This window comes from Christensenella intestinihominis (genome assembly GCF_001678845.1).
GTDB lineage: Bacteria > Bacillota > Clostridia > Christensenellales > Christensenellaceae > Christensenella > Christensenella intestinihominis.
Genome location: NZ_MAIQ01000004.1, coordinates 14227 through 37098, shown reverse-complemented (window position 1 = coordinate 37098; position 22872 = coordinate 14227). Strand labels below are relative to the sequence as shown.

At 47.7% G+C, this 22872-nt stretch carries 29 protein-coding genes; 12 read left to right on the top strand and 17 right to left on the bottom strand.

Annotated elements, in window-relative coordinates:
• The first annotated feature begins 178 nt into the window (after positions 1–178).
• The 3 genes from BBD38_RS06640 to BBD38_RS06630 all read left to right on the top strand — a co-directional run bounded on the left by BBD38_RS06640 (position 179) and on the right by BBD38_RS06630 (position 1923).
• Positions 179–385, top strand: coding sequence for a helix-turn-helix domain-containing protein (locus BBD38_RS06640; protein ID WP_066645986.1), 207 nt, complete (start codon positions 179–181; stop codon positions 383–385).
• Positions 386–556: 171 nt separating this feature from the next.
• On the top strand, positions 557–862 hold the full coding sequence (locus tag BBD38_RS06635) for a plasmid mobilization protein (protein ID WP_052740382.1): 306 nt from the start codon (positions 557–559) through the stop codon (positions 860–862).
• Positions 850–1923, top strand: a complete 1074-nt coding sequence (locus tag BBD38_RS06630; protein WP_066645985.1) for a relaxase/mobilization nuclease domain-containing protein — start codon at positions 850–852, stop codon at positions 1921–1923. Before BBD38_RS06635 ends, BBD38_RS06630 begins: the two co-directional genes overlap by 13 nt.
• Before the next feature lie 236 nt (positions 1924–2159).
• Here the strand turns inward: BBD38_RS06630 and BBD38_RS06625 are convergent, their stop codons facing one another.
• The 7 genes from BBD38_RS06625 to BBD38_RS06600 all read right to left on the bottom strand — a co-directional run bounded on the left by BBD38_RS06625 (position 2160) and on the right by BBD38_RS06600 (position 7004).
• Complete coding sequence (locus BBD38_RS06625) at positions 2160–2564, bottom strand: arsenate reductase ArsC (protein ID WP_066645984.1); 405 nt, start codon at positions 2562–2564, stop codon at positions 2160–2162.
• A gap of 9 nt (positions 2565–2573) precedes the next feature.
• Positions 2574–4313: an arsenical pump-driving ATPase gene (gene arsA, locus BBD38_RS06620; RefSeq protein ID WP_066645983.1), complete on the bottom strand. Its 1740-nt coding sequence runs from the start codon at positions 4311–4313 to the stop codon at positions 2574–2576.
• On the bottom strand, positions 4313–4615 hold the full coding sequence (locus BBD38_RS06615) for an arsenic metallochaperone ArsD family protein (RefSeq protein ID WP_082903339.1): 303 nt from the start codon (positions 4613–4615) through the stop codon (positions 4313–4315). The genes arsA and BBD38_RS06615 overlap by 1 nt, the downstream gene beginning before the upstream one ends.
• Complete coding sequence (gene arsD, locus BBD38_RS06610) at positions 4593–4979, bottom strand: arsenite efflux transporter metallochaperone ArsD (protein WP_066645979.1); 387 nt, start codon at positions 4977–4979, stop codon at positions 4593–4595. Before arsD ends, BBD38_RS06615 begins: the two co-directional genes overlap by 23 nt.
• A 22-nt stretch (positions 4980–5001) precedes the next feature.
• Positions 5002–6066 carry an ACR3 family arsenite efflux transporter gene (gene arsB / locus BBD38_RS06605; RefSeq protein ID WP_066645977.1) on the bottom strand — a complete coding sequence of 355 codons (1065 nt, stop codon included), beginning with the start codon at positions 6064–6066 and terminating at the stop codon, positions 5002–5004.
• Between the two features lie 48 nt (positions 6067–6114).
• Positions 6115–6417, bottom strand: coding sequence for an ArsR/SmtB family transcription factor (locus BBD38_RS14280; protein WP_074025754.1), 303 nt, complete (start codon positions 6415–6417; stop codon positions 6115–6117).
• A gap of 107 nt (positions 6418–6524) precedes the next feature.
• Positions 6525–7004, bottom strand: coding sequence for a hypothetical protein (locus BBD38_RS06600; protein ID WP_066645975.1), 480 nt, complete (start codon positions 7002–7004; stop codon positions 6525–6527).
• 337 nt (positions 7005–7341) lie between these two features.
• Here BBD38_RS06600 and BBD38_RS06595 point away from each other — a divergent pair, with 337 nt between their 5' ends.
• The 7 genes from BBD38_RS06595 to BBD38_RS06570 all read left to right on the top strand — a co-directional run bounded on the left by BBD38_RS06595 (position 7342) and on the right by BBD38_RS06570 (position 12360).
• The gene (locus BBD38_RS06595) at positions 7342–7752 is read left to right on the top strand and encodes a helix-turn-helix domain-containing protein (RefSeq protein WP_147553983.1); all 411 of its coding nucleotides are present in this window, start codon (positions 7342–7344) and stop codon (positions 7750–7752) included.
• A gap of 562 nt (positions 7753–8314) precedes the next feature.
• The gene (locus BBD38_RS06590) at positions 8315–8989 is read left to right on the top strand and encodes a response regulator transcription factor (RefSeq protein ID WP_066686023.1); all 675 of its coding nucleotides are present in this window, start codon (positions 8315–8317) and stop codon (positions 8987–8989) included.
• Positions 8977–10143, top strand: a complete 1167-nt coding sequence (locus BBD38_RS06585) for a sensor histidine kinase (RefSeq protein WP_066686022.1) — start codon at positions 8977–8979, stop codon at positions 10141–10143. Before BBD38_RS06590 ends, BBD38_RS06585 begins: the two co-directional genes overlap by 13 nt.
• Positions 10144–10202: 59 nt before the next feature.
• A complete protein-coding gene (locus tag BBD38_RS14670; RefSeq protein WP_172807781.1) occupies positions 10203–10352 on the top strand; it encodes a hypothetical protein in 150 nt (49 codons plus the stop codon).
• Position 10353: 1 nt separating this feature from the next.
• Entirely contained in the window at positions 10354–11187 is an 834-nt protein-coding gene (locus BBD38_RS15190) for a 4Fe-4S binding protein (RefSeq protein WP_066686021.1), read from the top strand.
• A complete protein-coding gene (locus BBD38_RS06575; protein ID WP_082989536.1) occupies positions 11184–11786 on the top strand; it encodes a TlpA family protein disulfide reductase in 603 nt (200 codons plus the stop codon). Before BBD38_RS15190 ends, BBD38_RS06575 begins: the two co-directional genes overlap by 4 nt.
• Before the next feature lie 34 nt (positions 11787–11820).
• Positions 11821–12360 (top strand): TlpA family protein disulfide reductase, encoded by a 540-nt coding sequence (locus tag BBD38_RS06570; RefSeq protein WP_066686018.1) that lies wholly within the window; start codon positions 11821–11823, stop codon positions 12358–12360.
• A gap of 168 nt (positions 12361–12528) precedes the next feature.
• Here BBD38_RS06570 and BBD38_RS06565 read toward each other — a convergent pair whose 3' ends face one another.
• The 7 genes from BBD38_RS06565 to BBD38_RS06535 all read right to left on the bottom strand — a co-directional run bounded on the left by BBD38_RS06565 (position 12529) and on the right by BBD38_RS06535 (position 18392).
• The gene (locus BBD38_RS06565; protein ID WP_066686016.1) at positions 12529–13710 is read right to left on the bottom strand and encodes an ABC transporter permease; all 1182 of its coding nucleotides are present in this window, start codon (positions 13708–13710) and stop codon (positions 12529–12531) included.
• A complete protein-coding gene (locus BBD38_RS06560) occupies positions 13707–14378 on the bottom strand; it encodes an ABC transporter ATP-binding protein (protein ID WP_066686477.1) in 672 nt (223 codons plus the stop codon). Before BBD38_RS06560 ends, BBD38_RS06565 begins: the two co-directional genes overlap by 4 nt.
• Positions 14379–14440: 62 nt before the next feature.
• Positions 14441–16051: a hypothetical protein gene (locus tag BBD38_RS06555; RefSeq protein WP_066686014.1), complete on the bottom strand. Its 1611-nt coding sequence runs from the start codon at positions 16049–16051 to the stop codon at positions 14441–14443.
• A gap of 50 nt (positions 16052–16101) precedes the next feature.
• Positions 16102–16602 carry a MarR family winged helix-turn-helix transcriptional regulator gene (locus BBD38_RS06550; RefSeq protein WP_066686012.1) on the bottom strand — a complete coding sequence of 167 codons (501 nt, stop codon included), beginning with the start codon at positions 16600–16602 and terminating at the stop codon, positions 16102–16104.
• Between the two features lie 326 nt (positions 16603–16928).
• Positions 16929–17438, bottom strand: a complete 510-nt coding sequence (locus tag BBD38_RS06545; RefSeq protein WP_066686010.1) for a permease prefix domain 1-containing protein — start codon at positions 17436–17438, stop codon at positions 16929–16931.
• Positions 17438–17770 carry a PadR family transcriptional regulator gene (locus tag BBD38_RS06540; protein WP_066686009.1) on the bottom strand — a complete coding sequence of 111 codons (333 nt, stop codon included), beginning with the start codon at positions 17768–17770 and terminating at the stop codon, positions 17438–17440. The genes BBD38_RS06545 and BBD38_RS06540 overlap by 1 nt, the downstream gene beginning before the upstream one ends.
• 103 nt (positions 17771–17873) lie before the next feature.
• Positions 17874–18392, bottom strand: a complete 519-nt coding sequence (locus BBD38_RS06535; protein ID WP_235829108.1) for a nitroreductase family protein — start codon at positions 18390–18392, stop codon at positions 17874–17876.
• A gap of 156 nt (positions 18393–18548) precedes the next feature.
• Here BBD38_RS06535 and BBD38_RS06530 point away from each other — a divergent pair, with 156 nt between their 5' ends.
• Positions 18549–19457 carry a pseudouridine synthase gene (locus BBD38_RS06530; RefSeq protein ID WP_066686008.1) on the top strand — a complete coding sequence of 303 codons (909 nt, stop codon included), beginning with the start codon at positions 18549–18551 and terminating at the stop codon, positions 19455–19457.
• A 27-nt stretch (positions 19458–19484) separates the two neighbouring features.
• Here the strand turns inward: BBD38_RS06530 and BBD38_RS06525 are convergent, their stop codons facing one another.
• The gene (locus BBD38_RS06525) at positions 19485–20156 is read right to left on the bottom strand and encodes an RluA family pseudouridine synthase (RefSeq protein ID WP_066686006.1); all 672 of its coding nucleotides are present in this window, start codon (positions 20154–20156) and stop codon (positions 19485–19487) included.
• Complete coding sequence (locus BBD38_RS06520) at positions 20153–21010, bottom strand: class I SAM-dependent methyltransferase (RefSeq protein WP_066686004.1); 858 nt, start codon at positions 21008–21010, stop codon at positions 20153–20155. The genes BBD38_RS06525 and BBD38_RS06520 overlap by 4 nt, the downstream gene beginning before the upstream one ends.
• Positions 21011–21124: 114 nt before the next feature.
• Here BBD38_RS06520 and ispE point away from each other — a divergent pair, with 114 nt between their 5' ends.
• On the top strand, positions 21125–21982 hold the full coding sequence (ispE, locus tag BBD38_RS06515) for a 4-(cytidine 5'-diphospho)-2-C-methyl-D-erythritol kinase (protein WP_066686002.1): 858 nt from the start codon (positions 21125–21127) through the stop codon (positions 21980–21982).
• Positions 21983–22068: 86 nt separating this feature from the next.
• Here the strand turns inward: ispE and BBD38_RS06510 are convergent, their stop codons facing one another.
• Complete coding sequence (locus BBD38_RS06510) at positions 22069–22782, bottom strand: SGNH/GDSL hydrolase family protein (protein WP_066686000.1); 714 nt, start codon at positions 22780–22782, stop codon at positions 22069–22071.
• Positions 22783–22872 lie beyond the last annotated feature (90 nt).

Below are 22872 nucleotides of genomic sequence, written 5' to 3'. Positions count from 1 at the left end.
ATATAAAAGAAAAAAAGAGACAATATATTTATGGATATATATTGACATAAAGCTTTGCTTGTAGTATGATAAAATGCAAGACAATATTTATATATTATAAATATTGTCTAAAAGAAGGAGGTGGAATATCCACGGTTTACGCACTACCGCACATTGAAAACAGAATAAGGAGGAACGCATGAAGCAGACGCAAACATCATACGAGGAACTACCCGTAACATTGACTGCCGATATGGTGGCGCAGGCGTTAGGCATTTCCAGAACGGGAGCATATGAACTGATGCACTCGCACGGTTTCCCAACCCTGCACATCGGAAAGCGGCTGATCGTAGGAAAGGAGCAGTTTATAAAGTGGATCGACGCAAACAGCGGCAAGGCCGGATAAGCGCCCACTTCCCCGAACGATACAGCAGACAGGAATACCGCCTTGTGGCGGTACTCCTGCTCCGTATCGTACAGAGGAAGGCAAGCTCCCCAAGTGGCGTGCCACTTGGACGCTTGCAAAGGGGAGAACCCCCTTTGAACCCCCATGAGCGAAACCAAAGGAAGGTGGAACATGGCAAACCGCAGCAGGAAACATTGCGTCAGTATCAGGGTATCGGACAGGGAGCTTGCGGCAATCAGGGCGAAAGTCAAGAGGTCGGGCTTATCGCTTCGGGAATACGCTCTGCGCTCATTGCTCGGAAAAGAAATCCATGTAAAGGAAGGTGGGCTTGAAGTAGTGAAGGAATTGAAAGCGATTGGGAACAACGTCAATCAGATCGCCTATCATGTGAACGCCGGATTGATAACGGACTGTTCGCCGGAGCTGTCGCAGATGTATTCTGCGCTGAAGGAGTTGATGTGTGAATGGCAATCATAAAAGCAGTCAATTCAAAGGCCAGTATCGCCAAAGCGATCAACTACATCATGAAGCATGAAAAAACTGAGCGGCGTCTGGTCGGTGGGTACAACTGTAATCTTGCAACAGCGATTGACGATATGAAAGCGACAAAACGGGCGTGGCGTAAAACGGGGGGCAGGCAGTATAAGCATTTTATACAGAGCTTTCCGAAGGAGGAAAATATAACGGTTGAAGAAGCAAATCAAATTGCCTACGAGCTTATCACCCGCAGCCCCATGTTTCGCGGTTATGAAGTGTGCTTTGCCACCCACAAGGACAAAGACCATATCCATACGCATTGGATCGTCAATTCGGTCAGCTTTGAGCATGGATATAAATTTCGCTATTCCAAAGCAAAATTGCAGGAATTAAAGGATTTGTCCGACGTGATCGTGCGAGAGCACGGGAAATCCATCTGCCAAAAGAACAATGAAATCACGACGTTTGATATGGGGATGTATAAGGCGATTGAAAAGGCGGTGCAAGGTACTTACCAAAGTTGGGTGTTCGATACGATGAAAGCAATCGTTAAGGCAAAATCCACAGCTTTAAGCCGACAGGTGTTTATCCAAAACATGAAGGAGCAGGGCTTTGAAGTCCAATGGACAGACCGCCGGAAATACATTGTTTTCATCGACAAGGACGGGCATAAGATACGCGACCGCCGCTTATCCCAAATATTCAAGATCGACATAAGCAAGGAGGGCTTGGAGTATGACCTACGAGGAAGCATTGAAGAAACAAGAGGAAAACGGGTGCCTGAAAGTGACGATCACGAACCCGGAAGGACTATTGGATACGAGGATCAACGTGGACGTTCTCACGAAACAGTACATGGAGCTAACCTCACTGTGGAAGAAATCCGAAGAAAGCTCACGGAAATTCCAGGAAGCGATTACGAGCGAGTATTCCCAGATCAATCAGACATTGGAAGAAATGGACATGAAAATGAAAGAAATCGAGGTGAGCAACGAAATGCTCAAGGACAGCATAAAAGAAGCCACAGGCACATTAGTCACGACGACGAACGAAGTTTGTGAGACACACCTGAGCGGATTTGATAAATCAATAAAAGAAGTCAAGAACGCCAGCAGATCATACGTGAATACGGTGACGCAGGACATCAAAAAATCTCTCAATGTGCTGAAAACTTGCAAGGGACTGTTTATCGCTCTTTGCGTCGTTCCGGCAATATCGGGATTGTGGTATATTTTGACAAGAATATTCTAGTAGCGCACATATATAAAAACGAGGCCGCAACCATGCGACCTCGTTTTTATATTTTGCGCTTACTATTTATTCGCTTTTTCAAGTCTAATATATGGGATTCAATTTCTGAAATTACCGCTAAAAAGAAACTATCGTCCTTCCCGGTTGGGTCGTCAATGCCCCAATCTTCCCTGTATTTGCAGGGAAGAATCGGGCAGTTGACATTACACCCCATTGTAATAACCACGCCAACAGGGGGAAGTTCCGATAATAGCTTTGAATATTGTGTTTTTTCCATATCTATACCATACTTCCGCTTCATAAGCCGTACCGCATTCTTGTTGATATTGGGCTTTGTTTCTGTTCCTGCTGAATAGCTTTCAAATACATCAGATGCGAGATGCTTTCCTAAGGCTTCCGCGATCTGTGAACGGCAGGAGTTATGAACACACACAAAAGCTACCTTTTCCATAGCTGCTCCTTACTGGATAAGTTCTTTCAGCTTATCTCCCTTTACCTCGTCCGCATTCCACGGAATTACTGCGAAATTTCCATTGGAATGTTCGGCAACTTTGTTAATCCAACGTATTTCATTGCTTGCCTTTGCCGCCAATAGCTTATTGGTAGTGTGTGTATGATAGAGCGACGAGTTAATAACCCACCATTTTGTGGCAATATCAGCACGTTTCAAATCATCTTCCAAACGCAATGCTTCGTAGACAGGCGTTGTTTCCGCAAGAGTAACAATGATAACCTCCGTTTCGTTTGAACGTAAACGCGGAAGCAGCTTTTTAACCGATTCGGGTATGTCCCCCTGCGTGCGTTTTACTTCCCGGTGATAACTCTGCGTTGAATCCAGCAAGAGCAAAGTATGTCCCGTTGGAGCGGTGTCTATCACAACAATTTGATCTTCCGCTTTTTCAACAATTTCAGCAAAGCGACGGAATACGGCGATTTCCTGTGTGCAAGGGGAGCGTAAATCTTCTTCAACATACGCAATATCATCTTCGCTCATTGTTTTCCGTGCTTTTGCTAAAACTTCTTCCTGATATTTTTTAAGCTCTGCGTGTTCGTCAATATGGCTCATTGTAATGCTGCTATTTTGGTCTATAACAAACTTCAAATGCGCCGCTGGGTCAGTCGTCGTTAAATGCACTTTCTGTCCTTTTTCAGCTAGGCCCAGTGCAATAGCCGCCGCAACCGTTGTTTTGCCGACCCCGCCTTTTCCCATTGTAAAAATAACTTTTTTGTGGGAACGGTAAAGATCGTCAATCACATTCTTCAATTCTGGGATTCTATCGGGAACTATCGTATCATGCGCGGCGGCAACGTTGTCATGCGCCAAAAGCGCCCGGATATTGTCAAGGCCCGTAATATTATATGCCCGTAAGGGAACCTCAAAAGTGGTAACGTCTTTTAGGGAATCGGGCATATTTGCGAGTGATTTTTGTTGCTTTTTATACAGGCTATCGGATATTACATCATCATGCGTTTGCAGTACGCCGTTGATTACCATTGCTTGATTTCTCACACCGAGGTCGAACAATTCCTTTGAAGCGCGTTCCGCTTCTTTTAGCGGCGTGTCCTCTGGACGAGCAACCAAAAGAAGTGTAGTCTTGTTGCCGTCTGATAATGTTTCTACTGCTTCTTTATATACCGCCTTTTTACTTTCAAGCCCGGAAAGCTGCCCCAAGCATGACGCGCCGTGTGTACTTTCGCTAATAAAGTTACTCCATGCAGACGGGAGTTGTAACATACGCAAAGTATGACCCGTCGGCGCGGTATCAAATATGATCGTGTCATATTCATTTTCTACCGTGTCGTCCGTGATAAAGTTGGAAAACTCGTTGAATGCTGCAATTTCTACCGTACAGGAGCCGGAAAGTTGTTCTTCCATATTGGCAAGTACAGCGTCCGGGAGTTTCCCGCGATAGGGAGCGATTACACTTTCCTTGTATTCAGCCGCCGCCTGTATCGGGTCGAGATTAGCGACAACAAGATTGGGAACGTCCTTGATCGGAACGCCCTTGTTTGTCAGGTTTGTTTCAAAAACGTCCTGCAAATTAGAAGCGGGGTCTGTGCTGATTAGCAACACTTTTTTGCCACTATCCGCAAGGGAAACCGCCGTTGCACACGCGACAGAAGTTTTACCAACGCCGCCTTTTCCTGTAAAAAACAAGTATTTTGTTGATATGTCTTTCATTGGGTTAAATAAATTCATTATCTTTTGCCTTTCATGTTTCTAATTTCTTCATCTGACGGGTATTTTTCCAGCTTACATAAAGCCCCGTCGATAATCGTTATGGGTAACATTTCTACTCCCGCACAGCTTATTACATCATTCACATCGCGGTTACTCATACATTCTTCTTTGCTGTCCTCATAGAAAAGTCGTTTGACGGGACAGCAGGAAATATTCTTTACTCGCTTTTCAAAAGCCGAGCATTCCAGTTTGTTGTCGTTACAATATTTCCGCGATTCGTAAAATGTTAATGAGCGGTCAGCAGCACGAACCATTATCATCACCGCCACAACAACAGCAACCGCCGCTTTCTTCTTTGTCAAGTTCCTTTAGTAATCCCTCCGGAAGATCGAGCAGCTTCGTAAATTCTTCATTTGTTGGATATTTGCCAGTCATGATAATTTCACCGTCAAGTAACACGGCGGGTAGTCCTTCCGGGCCTTGCTCGTTAATGTATTTGTTTATGACTTCATTGGTTACAAATTCCATAGGCGCACTATTCAGATTGAAACGTTCAATATCTATGCCGTTGCCTTTCAGCGTATTTACCACTGTTGAAATGCGGAGCAGTTCGGGGTCAATAGATACTCCGCAAAGCCCTGTTTCACAGCACATTGCCGGTTCAAATATTTGCATTTTTTTCATTTTTATTACCTCTTTCTTTATACTATATTTCTTTTATTTTTAGTGGCGGGAACCACTTTTGAGTACGATTTGCAATTTTTACAAGCGTCAGCATAACAGGGACTTCTACCAATACGCCAACCGTTGTTGCAAGCGCAACGGGGGAATTTGCTCCAAACAGCGCGATTGCTACCGCTACCGCCAATTCAAAAAAGTTTGACGCGCCAATCATGCCAGCCGGAGCCGCTATGTCAAACGATAGCTTTAGCAGTTTACAAGCAAAGTACGCGATAAAGAAGATCAGGAACGTCTGAATAATAAGCGGCACAGCAATCAACAGAATATGCACCGGATTTGCAAGTATCGTCTGTCCTTGAAACGAAAACAGGATAATAAGCGTTAAAAGCAAACCGATTACCGTGACATTATTGAATTTCGGTACAAACTTTTGGTTAAAGTAGTCAGTTCCTTTTTTCTTTATCATCAATACCCGTGTTAGGATTCCAGCAGTGAGGGGAATAACCACAAACAGGAGAACCGATAAGAACAGCGTATCCCACGGAACCTCAACATTGCTTACGCCAAGTAGGAATTTTACAATCGGCACGAATGCAAAAAGGATAATAAGGTCATTTGTCGCCACTTGCACCACGGTATAGGCAGGATTGCCCTTTGTAAGTGTGCTCCATACAAACACCATTGCGGTACATGGCGCGGCCCCCAAAAGCACAGCCCCGGCAAGGTAATCTTTTGCAAGTTCCGGGGGAATGAGGTTTTTGAATACCACATAGAAAAACAAGGCGGCAATACCGAACATAGTAAACGGCTTAATCAGCCAGTTTGTCACCCATGTTACAAAAAGCCCTTTCGGATTTTTTCCCACGTCTTTTACACTTTTAAAATCCACTTTCATCATCATAGGGTAAATCATAATCCAGATCAGTATTGCAATCGGGATTGATACATTGGCATACTCAAATTGATTTAAGAAATTTGGAATCTGCGGCAGAAATTGGCTAATAAGAATCCCCGCGACCATACAGATAACTACCCATACCGTCAGATATTTTTCAAAAAATCCGATTCCTTGCTTTGCTTTCACTTCCATAATGCGCTCCTTTATATAGATGTTCATCTATGTATTTTTCAAAAAAAATTACTCGTTACAAATACAGTCCTTTTCAGTAACCGTCAGCATATCCATAAAATTACGGATTTCATTTAGCCGTTGTTCATTCAAAGAATAGTGTGTCCACTTTCCGTCTTTTCGTGGAATCACAATACCGCTATCGCATAATACTTTCATGTGGTGGGATAAAGTCGGTTGCGTAATATCAAACTTTTCGTGGATTACACACGCACAAAGTTCACCGCACGAAAGCATATCTATAATTTGTAATCGCGTAGGCTCGGCAATCGCTTTAAAAATATTTGCATAACCTGTATAATCTGTTTTCATACTCAACCTCACATTGATGATTGTCTATATATAATATATACCACACATAGATGTTTGTCAATCTGTTTTTTGAATTGATAATAATTTAAATGATATAATGAGATATACTATAAGGATATAAAATCAACATTGCAATTAAGAATTTTAGCTAAAATAACCATATCATTCGTAGAACGATCAGGTTGTTCTGTTTGGATTACAAGTAAATTGTCGCAGAAATCCAAAAGCTGTGACGAGCAGATAAACATAAGATCGCTGTAAGATTCCTGCGCACAGTAATAATATTTACATTCGAGCTGCGCCATATATGATTTGCGTTTTTCGCGCTCCTCTGTACTTAGGCTATCAAGCCATGTACAATATGGCAGAAGGACGCTAATTGAAAGGTCTGGATAGTCCTTTTTTAGCTTGAGGGCGGTTTCCATAAAAAGCATATCCGCATCATTCATAAAGCAAACAGTATAATCGAACTGTTTATTTTCCAGCCGTTCAAGTAATTTGCTCTTAATGATCAAAGCAGCTCTATCTATTTCAGAATGGGGTATGCTGCAGTTTGCCCAGATACCGCAATTAGGGCTTTTTTTCATAAATTTTCCGGCTTTCTTTAGATGCTGGCGCGTTGAGGAGAATACAATTTGAGCAAATAGCGATTACTTCACGACATCAGTGTCTTACTGAAGATAAGAATATAATGCTCTTAAAAAAGTTGAAGGGCTCGCAGTCATATTCTCTCACGCACCAAACGAGATTAAATTTCTTCGGCAATGCTTCTTTTGAAGCATTTTAACCCATGAAAAGCATTTCATCATGTAAACTATAGATCAGGTTTACAAAATAATTATAACACCCTGCGCGTCGGAAAACAATTAGATTTTCCGATGCGTAAGACGAATCGCGTTATGCAGTCAATCTTATACTATAGCTATGGATAATGAAAAAGAAGTAAGAGAATTTGTTTTAAAAAGAACGAAACAGCTTATTGATTCGTCTGATGTAAAAAGTTTAAAAACATTAGGCGAGTTAATGGGACATTCGGAAAACTTTTTGTCAGCAATGTTTCGTATGAAAAGAATGCCTAGTATAGCAAGTATCAATGATATTTGTAATTATTTCGGCATTACTTTATCTGAATTTTTTGCGCCCAAATATAGCATGGATAAGTCTGCTGAAAGTCTGGTGCAGATGACTTCAAAAAAGTTAAGCCCCAAAGTTATTACAAAATTGTATGATGTCATTGAGAATTTAGATGAAAAAAGCATAGATGCACTGTTAACAGCTATAACAAATTATCATAGCACCAAAAATAGTAATACAAGACGAAATAAGAAGGGCTGAAAAGTCCTTTTTTATCGGATTTCTTGATGATATTTACCACCCTTTAATTTACCCTTTACAGAATGTCAGCAGGAAATTTGAGCAATATAGGCCGAAACAAGGAATGGCTTAACCATGCGGATTTTGGACGGAATGACATTGTATGAAACAGGCTGAAATAGGCGCGAACAAATTCAAATCCTGTCCCCGCAACCACGTCGCAGCAAACTACGCTGCACTTCAAAGCCTCGCTTTCAGCGAGGCTTTTGCGTATGCTCCGTTGCTGCTCCTTTCCCCACTGAACTCATTTCGCTGCGCTCCATTCGAGTTCAACGGGCCCCCGGTTTCGCTGCATCTGTTTTGTACTAAAAGGCCATACCGGAACAAAGCGTTCCTTGTTCCAGTTGTATATATCTTTTTCCAATCGCATTGTGCTTGCGTTCCTGGAAGTACGGTATTCCTGAACCTATTCCGCTTCACTTCATTATACAGTACGATTTAGCCATCCATGTATTAAATGCTATAATAGTAGATAAATTCTTGATAAATACAAGTTATTATCATTTGTTGAGGCGGTGATAAAATGCAATATCAAATACTCATTGCAGACGACGAACAGGATATCGTTACAATGCTGCAAAGTTTTTTTGAAAGCAAAGGATATGCCGTGCTGACTGCGAAAAACGGGAATGAAGCCGTAACGCAGTCTGAAAAACAGCCGGATATCATTCTGCTGGATATCAATATGCCCGGAACGGACGGGCTCTCCGTCTGTAAACGTATCCGTGATTATGTTTCCTGTCCCATCCTTTTTCTGACCGCCAAAATTGAAGATGCCGACAAGGTGAAAGGGTTTGCGGTTGGCGGGGACGACTATATCACAAAGCCCTTTTCCCTGGCTGAACTTGAGGCGCGCGTTGCGGCGCACCTGCGCAGGGAAATGCGCCGCAGGACAGAGGGGAAAATCAAATTTGATGATACGCTCTCCATCGATTATGCGGACAGGAGTGTGACATATAAGGATCGGCCGATCAATTTTGCCAAAAAGGAGTTTGATATCATCGAGCTGCTTTCCCAAAACGCCGGCCAGGTTTTTGACAGGGAACGGATTTATGAAACGGTTTGGGGATACGACAGCGATGGAGACAGTAGCGTCGTGACAGAGCACATCAGACGCATCCGGGCAAAATTCATCGAGGCGGGGCGTGAAGCAAATATAGAAACTGTCTGGGGGTGCGGTTATAAATGGCGAAAATAAAGTCGTTCTTCAGGAACCTGTCTTTCCGCGCAAGCTTTATCCTGTATGTCTGTGTAGCGCTTTTTGCCGCATATCTTGCGAGCGGATTCACCATGGGCTACTGCAAGTCGGAAATTTTTATGACCGAAGCAAGGAATTATGAAGTTGTCGAGGAACCGATGACGTTCATGACCGAAGACGGCCCAAATACATTTCTCGGCAATGTCCGCGTCTACCCGGAGGAAGACAAGCAAAGAATCGACTTCCTGAACAGCATCAGCTTCTGGTGTGTCCCGCTGTACGTCGGGGCCGCCGTTGTCATTGCGGCAATGCTCTTTTACCGCAAAAAAATGAAAAAGCCTTTATCAGAACTGGACGAGGCGTCCGCGCGTATCGCCGCGAATGATTTGGATTTTGCCCTGGATTACGAAAGCAGGGATGAAATGGGCAGGCTTTGCGATTCCTTTGAAAAAATGCGCGCCGCCCTGGAAGAAAACAACCGGTTGGTATGGCGCCGGATGGAACAACGCAAAAGGTTGAATGCCGCGTTTGCCCATGATCTGCGGACGCCGCTCACCGTGCTGAAGGGAACCCTTGAAATGCAGCAAACAGGCGGGCTTGAAGCCGACAAAGCCGGAGACGCTATGATGAAACAGATAGACCGGCTGGAACGGTATGTGGACAGCATGAGCAGTATGCAAAAAATGGAGGACATGCAGCCGCAATTCCATAGCGCCAACTTACAGGAACTGATACAATCCATCAGGCAAATGTCCATGCTTGTCTGCAAGAAAGCAGGAAAGTACCTGGACTTCCAAAACCGGATTCAAAGTGAAACGGCTGTGCTGGATGAAAGCATCGTCTGTCAGGTTACGGAAAACCTTGTAGCGAATGCGGCGCGGCATGCAAAGAAGCGGGTGACGGTTTGCCTCACTGAAAAGGATGATATGGTTTTCGCGACCATAAGGGATGATGGCGGCGGATTTTCAGCCGAAGACATGGAACACGCAACGGAGCCATACTATACGGCCGACCCGGACAGATCGCACCATTTCGGGCTGGGCCTGTATATCGCAAAAATACTTTGCCGGCACCATGGCGGTGATATTGCAATAGAAAGTGATGGGGCCGGGGCAACCGTCACGGCCTCCTTTCGGGCAAAATCCGGCGAATAGATAAAAAGTTGATAATTAGCAGTTACAATTCCCTTATCTTATTTGGTAAGGGATTTTTTATGGAACAAACAAAAAAAAGCAAATATACCAGGATTATACTTTTGTTTACGGCGGCCTGTTTCATCGGCCTGGGGATATATTTCGGCGGTTATTTTGACGCCCTTGCAAATGCGGCAAGGATATGCCTTTCATGCATGGGGATCGGATGATATGAGGCGAAGGCGGATTATACAGCTGCTCTCAGCGCTGATATACAATGCGAACCTACCGGGCTTCGCCGCGGGCAGGATATATACCAAACAGCCCAAAGGCTTGTGCGTTCCCGGACTGAATTGCTATAGCTGTCCCGGGGCGGTGGCCTCTTGTCCGCTTGGCACACTGCAAAACAAACTGGTATCAACGCCGGACAAAGCCATGTTTTATATTATCGGCATACTGCTATTATTCGGCGTATTGTTTGGACGGCTTATATGCGGGTTTCTGTGCCCCTTTGGTTTGCTCCAGGAACTATTGCATAAAATCCCTGTGCCCAAGCTTCAAAAAAGCCGCGTCACACAAAGGATTTCTTATTTAAAATATATTGTTCTTATCCTTTTTATAGGCATTCTTCCCGCTGTCACCGGCTCTCCGGCTTTTTGCCAATATATTTGCCCGGCGGGCACCCTCGAAGCGGGTATCCCGCTTGTGGCCATGAATGAGGGATTACAGGCGATTATAGGTGGTTTGTTCCAATGGAAGGTATTTATACTGGCGGGGCTTGTAATCCTTTCCGTATTCGCGCACAGGGGATTTTGCCGGTTTGCATGTCCGTTGGGTGCGCTCTATTCATTTTTCAATAAGATATCGGTGTTTGGTATCCGGGTAGAAAAAAGTACCTGTAACCATTGCGGAAAATGCATCAGGGCCTGTCCGATGGATATTAAAATGCCGGGCGACCGCGAATGCATCAGCTGCGGCAAGTGCATTGATGTATGCAGCCGCGGCGCTGTTTCATGGAAGCATAAACGCGATAAAAAGCGAAAAGAAATGGAGTGCGAAAGATGAGAAGACGGACAGCAGCCACATTTTTGCTTTTGGCAGTATTATTTGTTCTAACAGCCTGCGGCCAGGCGGACGGAGGCGGCAGTGCTTTAACGGAAACAAGCGGTAACGCCGCTCCTGCTCAGGGAGCGGATGACAGTAACAACAGCATGCTTTGGGAAATACCCGACGAATACCGGGTCGGCGATATCCCTGCGGATTTTGAGGTGGAGCTGCTGAACGGCGAGATGATAACGCTTTCCGACCTGAAAGGGAAAGTTGTGTTGCTCAATTTTTGGGACCTTAGCTGTAAACTGTGCCTGCTTGAAATGCCGGCGTTCGATATGTTGCTTGATAAATACGGCGATGATTTGGTTATTTTGGCAATTAACTCGGGCGACCGGAAGGAGAAAATAGAAAAATACATGAGCGAAAACAGTCATTCGTTCAAGGTCGGGGTCGACAGGGCGCGGGTCATCCAATTCCCGGGCGACGCGATTCCTTATTCACTGGTCATTGACCGGCAAGGGACCATACAAAGCGTCCACACTGGCGGAACGGGAGAAGCAGATCAGGATTTTATCAGGTATGATTCCGAAATTGAAAAGCTGCTGGGTCAGTAAGGCGCATCAATTTTGATTTTAAGGAGGAAAGAATATGAAAAGGAAAATGATATTGGCTTTGGCGGTGGTTATGGCGATAATGGCTTTCGTCTCCTGCGGACAGGCCGAAGAAAGCAATAGCCGTATGTTCGGAGAGATACCGGACGAATACAAAGCGGGGGATACGCCCGTTGATTTTGAAGTAGAGCTTTTAAGCGGCGAACTGGTGAAGCTTTCCGACCTGAAGGGAAAAGTTGTACTGCTGAATTTCTGGTTTATCAGCTGCCCCCCGTGTGTCGCTGAAATGCCCGCCTTTGAAAAGCTGAAGGGGGAATATGGTGATGACCTCGTTATTTTGGCGGTAAATTCCCGCGATAAAAAAGAAAAAGTAACTGAGTTTATTGAGGAAAACGGATATACGTTTAACGTGGGGCTGGACCCGGCGGGAGTGATCAAATGGCCCGTTGGGCACGCGCCTTATACGCTCGTCATTGATCGTGAGGGAGTAATAGGCTATGTCGGCATGGGCGCTAAGGAAGACGTTTGGGAACCCATGTATGAAGAATATAAGGCGGAAGTAGAAAAACTTGTTTAATTGGCGGGGAATTTTTCGTATAATGTTGTTTATCGACGATCGGAAAACCTTTGTGTAATCGTGCTTTCCGTACAAATCCCATATCGCCGATGCAGCCATGTTTACCAAAAACGGAGTTTAAAATCTCTTCGACTTTAAACTCCGTTTTGTTTTTTTATAAAACCTTCCTTATTCATACCGCAAGGCCTGAATCGGCTGCAGCTTGGAAGCCTTGTTGGCTGGGTTAATACCGAATACGACACCGATTGCAATCGAGAAGCCCACAGCCAGTCCGACAACACCGGCGGACATATCTACTGCCAGCATATCCCCAGCGATTACGCCAATCAGTTCCAGCAGGGCCCACGATCCCAGCAGGCCGATCCCGCAGCCAATCAGGCAAAGGACAAGGGCTTCGATCAAAAATTGAACCAATATGCTGCTTCGACTGGCGCCGATGGCTTTCCGGATACCGATTTCCCTCGTCCGCTCCGTGACGGAAACCAGCATGATATTCATGATTCCAATCCCGCCGACGATAAGGGAAATTGCGGCAATTCCTCCTAAAAGCAGCGTCATTGTGCTCGTTACCGTATCTATCGTGTCGAGAAATACCGACTGGTTGAGCACACTGAACGCATCCGCATCCCCGCGGAACCTTTGTAACATATACTTATTGAGCGCATCCTCCGCTTCATCAATACTGTCGTCCGTGCTGGGAGAGACGGAAAACGATGTAACATAGGGCTGTTTCGCCATGCGGGATTCCACTGTGAACGGTATGTATAGCGCAGGGTTATCCCCCATGACCGCCGTGGTAATATCCTCGGAATCCTCCAGTACGCCTACCACAAGGAACGACTGTCCATCCAGCGAAAACCGGTTTCCGACCGAATTCAAGGTCCCGAACAGCTTATGGCTTGCATTTGCATTGAGCACCGCCACGGAGGAACCGTTTTCCACATCCGCGGTCTTAAGGAACCTGCCGCTTCCGAGTTTCAAGTTGTGAATATCCGCATAAGCCGCAGTTGTGCCGTTCACCTGCGCCGTTTCATTGATTACATTTTTCTTTATTGTTCCGACTGTCGTCCCGAGCGGGGCAACCTGGCCAAACGAATCGTCCTGCCGCTCCAGCGCCTGGATATCTGATAGCGTCAGCGGGTGGCCTTTGTCGTCCGAAATTGTGACGGACAGCGCATTGGCGCTGACATCCTCTATCTCGCCTGTGATCGACGATGTCGCCCCTCCGACCAGGGAAACCAGTACCACGATTGCAATTACGCCTATGATAATACCCAGCATCGTCAGGAACGAACGCATCTTGTTGGAGGCAATCGCACTCCATGCCATCTTGAATGTTTGTCCAATCATGCCGGCACCTCCTGCACACACCCATCCAATATCCGCACGAGCCGTTTTGCATGCGCCGCTACGGAATCGTCATGGGTAATGAGCACAATGGTATTGCCATTTTTATGCAGTTCGTCAAACAGCTTCATAATTTCCGCACTCGTTTTGGAATCCAGGTTTCCCGTCGGCTCGTCGGCAAGGATCAGCGCCGGACTGGTTGCGAGCGCCCGCGCGATTGCAACGCGCTGCTGCTGCCCCCCGGATAATTCTGTCGGCTTATGCTGCATGCGCTTTGTCAGATTCACCCGCTCCAAGGCAACCGCCACCTTTTCCTTCCGCTCGGCAACGGGTATACCCTGGTAAATCATCGGCAGTTCGACATTTGCTTCGGCCGTCAGCTTCGGCAAAAGATTAAACCCCTGGAAAATAAACCCTATTTTCTGGTTTCGTATTTTTGCGAGTTCTTTTTCGCTATATTGCTTAATTTCCAGCCCATCCAGCAAATAAATTCCTTCGTCCGCAATATCCAAACATCCGATAATGTTCATGAGGGTCGATTTGCCACTGCCGGACGGGCCGATAATACTCACATATTCCCCGCGCTTAATACGCAGGTTTGCGTGATCCAGGGCATGGATTTTCTCGCCCCCCATTGAATAAATTTTAGATACGTCCCGTAACTCTATCATATCATCTGTTTTGGGGACGTCAGATTCTATTTTTTCATGCTTTTTATTCATGGAAAATCCTCCTAGCTCGCCGAGCTGAAAAGTCCGCCATTCTGTATAAAGTCAACTACCGTACTTCCGGCGGATTCATTCAGGTAGACAATTTTGTCTCCCACATTGAGACCGGATTGTATTTGCACATTGATACCGTCAGACACTCCCTCCGTGACTTCTACGCGTCGGCGGTCCGCTCCATTGCTGTTATCGCTGGGCGACACCTCCACAAAGGTGCCATCCTTGTCTTCCTGCACCAGTTCAAGCGGGACCAGCACGGTATCCTCAATTTGTTCCGCTACGATCGTCGCAGAAGCATTCATGCCTTCAAAGAAACGCTCGTCGCTTTTTTCCATCACGAGGACGACGTCATAAGTCGTTACGCCGTTTGCAGAATTTCCTATCTTTGAAATGCGGTCAACTTTTGCAGTAAATTGTTCCTCTCCTAGTGCATCAACGGCAATCACGGCTTCCTGTCCCGGTTTAATCGCCGCGACGTCCATTTCGTCAATTTCTATAGGCAGTTCCGTCACCCCGCCCGCGCTTAATTCAAATACCGTACGCTCTTCGGAGCTTGCTGCATCGGCCGATACGGCGGTACCCTGTGCTGTGTTTGCCTGCTGCGTTTGCTGTAACGCGGACATATTGAGCGCTGCGCCGCCTATCATACTGCCCGATCCGCCTTGCTGCGCTGTTGGCGCTTCGTCTATTGTGCGGACAATCCCCGCGACAGGCGAGACAATAACCGGATTCTGTAAATAGCCCCGCGCTTCAGTCATTTTGTCTTCAATGTCCTGGCGTTCATCAAATTTTTCCTGATAGCTGTCTGTTGTAACTTTGTTCTCCAGGGTAACCAGGGTGTTGCCCGCGGAAACGCTGTCGTTTTCTTCAACAGTTATGTCTTTCACAATTCCGCCGTCAGCAATAACCTTGATTGGGGCATTGATTTTAAAAGTTCCGGTTCCGATCAATTCATCATCAAAGTAAATTTCAGCGGTTCCGTCCAGCTTCGGCCCGTCGTCCGGGACGGTTACCGTATATCCGTCGCCGGTTTTAGCCAATATAGAGCCCGTCTTTTCATGGCCGTCACCATATTTGACTTTTACCTCTTCGGTAAGGGCAATGGCCTTTTCCGTCGATACGTCCACTTTCATCTTACCGTCGGTAGAAAGCAGCATAACATATTCATAATCCCCGACATTCCCGCCTTCTTCAATGAGGATTTGTTTGATCCGGCCCTGCATCGGGGCCTTAATGGTTTCGGTCTCCCTTTCGATCGTCATCAGTTCGCGGTCCACAGCATTTAATTGGGCAGTCAGTTCCTTGTAATAACGATTGACCGAGTCAGCGTCAAGCGTAGCAAGCGTTTGTCCCTCCGTCACGGAGTCCCCAACATGAATCATTGTTTCGTCCAGCTCGATCGCCGCAGGAAGGTCGACTTCAATATCGTCCTGTGCCTGTAAGGTGCCGGAAGCTGTCACACTTTTTGTGATATCTCCCGCTTCTACGGTATAAACCTCATAAACCGGCTGGGATGCCGCTGAGGCGCTTACCTGTACTGCAATGATTGCAACTACAATTACAGCTGCAATTATCCCAATCACAATCGGCCATTTTTTCCTTTTTTGAACCTGTTCCATTTTTATTGCCTCCAAATTTAAACTCTATCTCAAAATGATAAAACACCAAATTATTTGCCTGATTTTTTGGATTCCTGCATTTCCCTGTTCACCTCCTGGAGTACATCGGCAAATCCGGTGATATATTCCGTCATCTTCCTGATATTTTCCTTGCCAAACCGTTCAAAAATGACCTGGAGAAAGCCTTCCATCTCTCCCTGCGCTTTTTGAACCGCCGCTTTTCCCTTTTGTGTCAAAGAGACCGCCACCCTGCGCCTGTCCGCTAAATCCGTTTCGCGCGTAACCAGCCCATTTTTCTCAAGTACACTCAATGTCTGCGATACGGCTGATTTTGTAATGAAAACATTGCTCATAATGTCGGAAACATAAGTGCAGCCGGAATCGTTCATATCGTCGGGGCTGCCCAAAATATTTGCCAGAATCAGCATCTCGTTCACATTAATGTCCATAAAATCCGAAATAGCAGGAAGGGCCTGCTTTATGCGCAACATCGACCGAATAAAATTTTGTTTCAGGCCTTTATCCAATACCTTTTCTTCCTTTGTACTCATTTCACCCACCGCCTTTTAGTTCAGTACTAAACTATTTATTATAAATTAATTTAGCACTAAACTAATTGAATGTCAATAAAATTTTCACTCTTTATGACACTAATTTGTTTGAATGAAATTACTTTTTGTTCAAAGAGGTTATTTCCCAACGATGGCTTAATCCGGCTTTTTCCAGAAAATGGTATATCCAGGTAACATAAGGCGATATAACAATAAAAGGCTCCCGGATTCGTCCGAGAGCCCTTTACTTACCGCTTCTTACAATTTAACAGCATGGTATCGGGGAGTATTGCTCCCACGTTTTTGATGGAACGGCGACTACGCCTTTAAGCGTGATGGACCCGGTGTCCGTGCTTTTCACACGCCTGCCGGAGCGCCGGAATAATGAAAAGCAGCGCGGAAACAATCAGCGGAATCCAGAAAAAGGGACGCGTATCGGAAGGGCCGTCAGGAGTTCTCATCATTGGCTCCGGCGTAAAGAAATTGGCTCCGGCCGGTAAATAGCCGTTTAAATAAGCCGATCCCCAGACATATGCGTTCCAAATGGCGAACACCGCCGTCAGCGTCAGGAAGATTGTTCGCAGCACAAGCAGCAGCGGGAAGTCGCCCTTGTGCACCGTATTCATTTCCTGCACAAGCACGTCGGGGGAGCCCATGCGCACAATGGTCTCCGTTTCCGCATCCTCCTGCGAAAGCCCGCGCTCCTCCATAAGATTTTCAACGCTTTGCGCAATGTGGTCCAGAAGCTCCTCACGGAAATTCCCGCGTGCGTCGTCCGCCCTGATTTTACCGCATACCTGTTCAACATATTTGAGCACAATTGCACCGGGTTCCATTACGCCTGCCCTCCGATCATGTCTTCCATCGCCGTGGAAAAAGCGCGCCATTCCTTCTTTTTGGCGTGCAGCTGCCTTCTGCCGCGTTCCGTAATTTTGTAATATTTGCGCAGCCTGCCGTTTTCCGCCCGGACAGCATAGGATTCAATATAACCGTCCTTCTGCATGGCGTGCAGCACGGGATAGAGGGTGCCTTCCTGGAATTCAAAAATATTGCCCGACCGGTCGGCGAGCTCGCTGATAATCTGGTAGCCATACATATCTTTGGCTTCCAAAAGGTGCAGGATTAAAAGGGAAGTTCCCACCGAGGTCATGTTTTTATCGAATTTCATGGGCTGCGCTCCTTTCCGAATCAGGAATGAAAAATACCTTGAATATCTATGCTTGAATTATACATAGGGATTCAAGGTATGTCAAGTGTTTTGCAGACAAGGCTTAATATTTGTCGTAATGCACGCGTTCGGGCACAATTTCAGGATGCGGGGTTGCATGTTCGGCGGGATGGCCAACCGAGATCACACTGAAAGGAATGATATCCCCGGGAATTTCAAGAATACGGCGAACGCCTTTCGGCCCTTCCTCCGTAGGATAGCACCCAAGCCATACCGCGCCCAGCCCGAGGCCTTCCGCGGCAATCAGGATGTTTTGCGTGGCGGCGGCGCAGTCCTGGATAAAGAAGTCCTTATTTGAACCCTGATAACCGCGCAGGTTGGCGCAAACGATGATTGCGAGGTCCGCACTTTTCAGCATCGGCCAATACGGCCGCACCGTTGACAATTTTTCAAGCCGGTCCCTGTCGCGCACGACAATAAATTCCCATGGACGCGCATTCCTGGCGCTGGGGGCGCTGAAGCCTGCCGAGAGCAAAAGGTCCTCGTGCTCCCTGGACACGGGTTCGCCCGTATATTTACGCACGCTTCTCCGGCCTAAAACACAAGATAACTGTTCCATCATCAAAACCTCCTAAACTATGATAAATTATTCATAAACAAATTCACTATAACTTATCCCCGTACAATTTGCAAATTTTACATATGGGTACTATAATACAATATGTAGTACAGATGAAGAACGCCGCAACACAACTAGGGGCGTGAAGGGGAAACACACATGATCAAGCTGGAAATCACGCAGGAGCACCAGGGATATCGCATTACGCAGTGCGTGGCGGAATTCTTACCGGAGCTTGCCTCCGTTAATTTGAAAAAAATGATAAAAGCCGGGGACATTAAGCTGAACGGCTGCCTGATAAAAAAAGATTTTGAGGTGGAAGCGGGCGACATCATTGAAGTATATGTTCCCGTCGAATTCCAACGGTTTCCGTTGCTCGACATTGTCTATGAAGATAAAAATTTCATCGTCCTCAATAAACAGCCGGGCACTGTTGTCGTAGGGCGCACAGACCGGAACACGCCCGAGCTGATGTCTATGGTCATCAATTATATGCGCGACGCGGGAGAATATTCCGAGGAATCCGGCTGCATTCCCTTTGCCTGCTTCAAACTCGACGTGTATACGGGCGGGCTTGTGTTGTTTGCCAAAAATGCGGAATATTTTGAAGCGGTTCGCGAGGCAGTCCGCCAGCGGCGGCTCCAGCGCACCTTCCGCGCCATCATCAAAGGATGCCCGGATTATGAAAACGGCGAATTCCAGCATTTTTATGTGAAAGACAGCGACGACAAATACCGCGTCTCCCAAAAGAAAATGCGCGGCTCGGTGCCGATCTATACGCGTTACCACGTCCTCGAAAGCAACGGAATATTCAGCATTGTGGAAATTGAACCGGTGACCCAGTACCTGAACCAGGAGCGCGCCCATATGGAAGCCGCCGGTTATCCGGTTTTGGGCGATAACCTGTACGGCGACGCGCGTACCAATAAGAAGCTGGGAATCAAATACCAGGCGCTGTGGGCCAATAAAATCAGCTTTAATACGGGTGTAAACAATATGCTGGAATACCTCAACGGGAAAACAATTGAAACCGATGATATCGATTTTCCCCTTGTAAACTTTGAGTAGGCGGAACGGAAACGGGCGGATACGAATTTACCGGGAAGGGATTTCAAATAAATTCCATGGGAAACGATCGGGCGGGAGGCATGCAAATGTCATCCGCTCTTTTTTTGTGGGATGCAGGAAGGAAAGGCGGTACGACCACAGGCACAGCCTGGGGTTGTCCGCTCCGCCGTATTTTGCGTCGCCGACGAGCGGTGCGCCCGCGTGGGAAAATTGTACGCGAATCTGGTGGGGGCGGCCGGTTTTCAGGGAGATATCGGCCAGAAGATAATTTTCTTCTTTTTGGAGGATACGGTAGGAAAGCACGGCCTGCTTTGCGCCTTGCGTCCCCGGTGGAACGACGCGCGTCATATTCGTACGGCTATCCTTTAAAAGCGCGTCCGAAAGCGTCCCCTCCGGCGGCAGCCCATTCGCGACGACTGCATAATATTGCTTTTGGAAAGAGTGGTCCCTTACCTGTGCGGACAGCCGCGCCGCCGCTTTCGACGTGCGCGCGAATACCATCACGCCGCCGGCGGGCCGGTCGAGGCGGTGCACAAGCCCAAGGTAAACGGCGCCGGGCTTTTCATATTTTTCTTTTATATACTGCTTCAAGAGGGTCAAAAAGTCCATATCACGCGAAGCGTCCGCTTGGGAAGGCATATTCTGCGGTTTCACCGCAACAATGACGTGGTTGTCCTCATAAAGGATTTCGGGAATCATATATGCCACCTTGTCGTTGTGCCGCAGGGAAGCACAACATCCTGGCCCTCTATGGGCAGGCACAGGTCGCCCGCGTCAATGGCGCCGCCGCGCCCGGGCAGGCAGATGCTGAGCAGGTTTTTGCAGACCACGGAAGAAAGGCCGGTGGTATAGGAATTGATGATAAAAAAGAGGGGCGTATCGGAAAGCAGCTTTGCGGTTTCGGATACCAGGTGGAAAAGGTCGTCCTCGGTACGGAACACCTTGCCGTCCGCGCCCCGGCCATAGCTTGGCGGGTCCATTACGATGCCGTCATAGCGGTTGCCCCGCCGCTGTTCGCGCAGCACGAATTTCAGGCAGTCGTCCGCAAGGATGCGGACAGGGCGGTCCTCGAGGCCGGACAGCGCAAGGTTTTCCTTTGCCCAGCCGTTCATGCTTTTCGCCGCGTCGATATGCGTGACCTGTGCGCCAGCCTGCGCGCAGGCGAGCGTCGCGCCTCCGGTATACGCAAAGAGGTTTAAAATGCGCGGCTTGAAGGAGGCCGCCTTAATCATCTTTGCCATGAAATCCCAGTTGGATGCCTGCTCGGGGAACAAGCCGGTGTGTTTGAAGCCGGTAGGGCGGACATAAAACCTAAGAGGGCCGTACGAAATGGTCCACCGCTCAGGCAGCTTCCTGATGAAATTCCACTGGCCGCCCCCACGGTCGCTGCGCACATATTCCGCATGTGCGGCCTGCCACAGCTCCGGGGCCTGCTTTGCCCAGATCACCTGCGGGTCAGGCCGGGACAGAATCACATCCCCCCATCGTTCAAGCTTCATGCCGTCGCCCGTATCGAGCACCGTATAATCCTGCCATCCGTTTGTTAAAAACACGTCAGTACCTCGCTTGCAGCTATAATTATATTACAGCTATTTTAACATAAACATGCGCATGGATACTATCATATATGCTATAATATTTCTGCCAGAATTTAGCGGAGGCGTTTTATGAAATTAAAAGCATTTGCAAAGCTGAACCTGTCGCTTGCGATTACCGGAAGGCGCGCGGACGGAATGCACGAGCTCGATATGCTTATGCAGAATATTTCCCTCGCGGATGAACTGGAAATTATTCCGGCGGACGATATTTCCCTGCAATGCGAGGGTATCCCTGCGGATGAACGCAATACGGCAATCCAAGCGGCCCGGCTGTTCTTTGATACGGCGGGAATCCGCGGCGGTGCGCGGATGACGCTGAAAAAGAATATTCCGGCGCAGGCGGGCCTCGGCGGGGGCAGCAGCGATGCGGGCGCGGTGCTGGCTGCGCTCAACATGATTTATGATGCGCGGCTTTCCCGGCGGGAGATGGGCCAACTTGCCGTGCGGATTGGCGCGGACGTTCCCTTTTTCCTGAGAGGCGGGTGCGCGCGCGCGCGGGGAATTGGGGAAATCCTTACCCCGATCCGCAACAATTGCGGTTTTTCCTATCTGCTTGTGAAACCGGAGGAGGGGGTCATGACTGGCCCGGCCTACGCGAAATACCATGCGCTTCCTGCCGTGACGCCGGACATTGAAGCCGCCGCTGCGGCGCTTGAGGAAGGGAACCGCGCGGGATATTTCCGCGCGGCGGGAAATTCCCTTTTGCCGGCGGGTATCGCCCTGTGCCCCAGGGTGGATACGATTCTAAAGGAATGCATGGACTGCGGCGCGGAATTTGCAATGATGACGGGCAGCGGAAGCTGCGTATTCGCGGTGTTTCCCGGTACGGATGAAGAGGAACGGGCGTATGCGGCCCTGCTGGGGCGGTATCCCTTCTGCGCGCGCGTGCACAATACAAAAGAGGCGTTCGAGGTAGTGGAACCGTAAAAAAAGAGCGCAGGCCATCGGCCGCGCCCCGGATTTACATAAACGGGCAAAAGGCTATCGCGTGATATGCCCTGATGAGAACCATATTATGCCATCATATATGCGGCATGCTTTTCAATATAGTCTACAAAGGTTTTTTCCATCAGCGCCTGCCCGGCCTCGCTCGGGTGGATTCCGTCTTCACAAATCAATGCCTGGTATTGCGGATGGCGGAGGAAAGCGCCGCGCACGTTGACCATATGCACGCCGGTCGCCTGTGCGATCTTTTCAATGGTGTAGGAGTATTTTTCCTGCCACCAGTAGATTTTGGATACGTCGTGCAGCCACTTTAAAATGTTATGTGCGCGCTGCGGGTCGTTTTTTGTGAACCAGCGGAAGTAAGAAGCGGCGTTGAGCGGCGGAAGGTTCATCAGCACGGGAATTTTATTCAGCTTCTTGAGCGATTGCACCATGCGCAGGATATTATCCTCAAACACCCGGATCGGGGTGTTGGGAAGATGCACGGCCATCGGGTCTTCGGCGACCTCGTCCCATTTGTAATCACAGTCGTTCCCGCCGTATTCGATCAGCACAAGGTCGGGGTTCAGGTCGGTCAGCTTTTCAGACAAAAGCTGCTGCCCGTAATCCGACGTCGTCCCGAATTTTGAAAAATCATGGACGCTCGGGCGAAGAATAGATTTTAATTTCCGGATAAAGCCATCCTTTGAAAAAACATAACGTTTCTTTTCCGGATGGAACACGACGCCCTTGGCGACGGAGTCCCCCATTACCAGAATCGATTCGACAAATTTTTGAGCCATTGTTTCCTGTCCTTCTTATTCCACTGTTGCAGGCTTCCGGCTTTCCGGCAGGAATTTTCCCCGGGAGGGAAAGGCCTGTTTTTTTATACC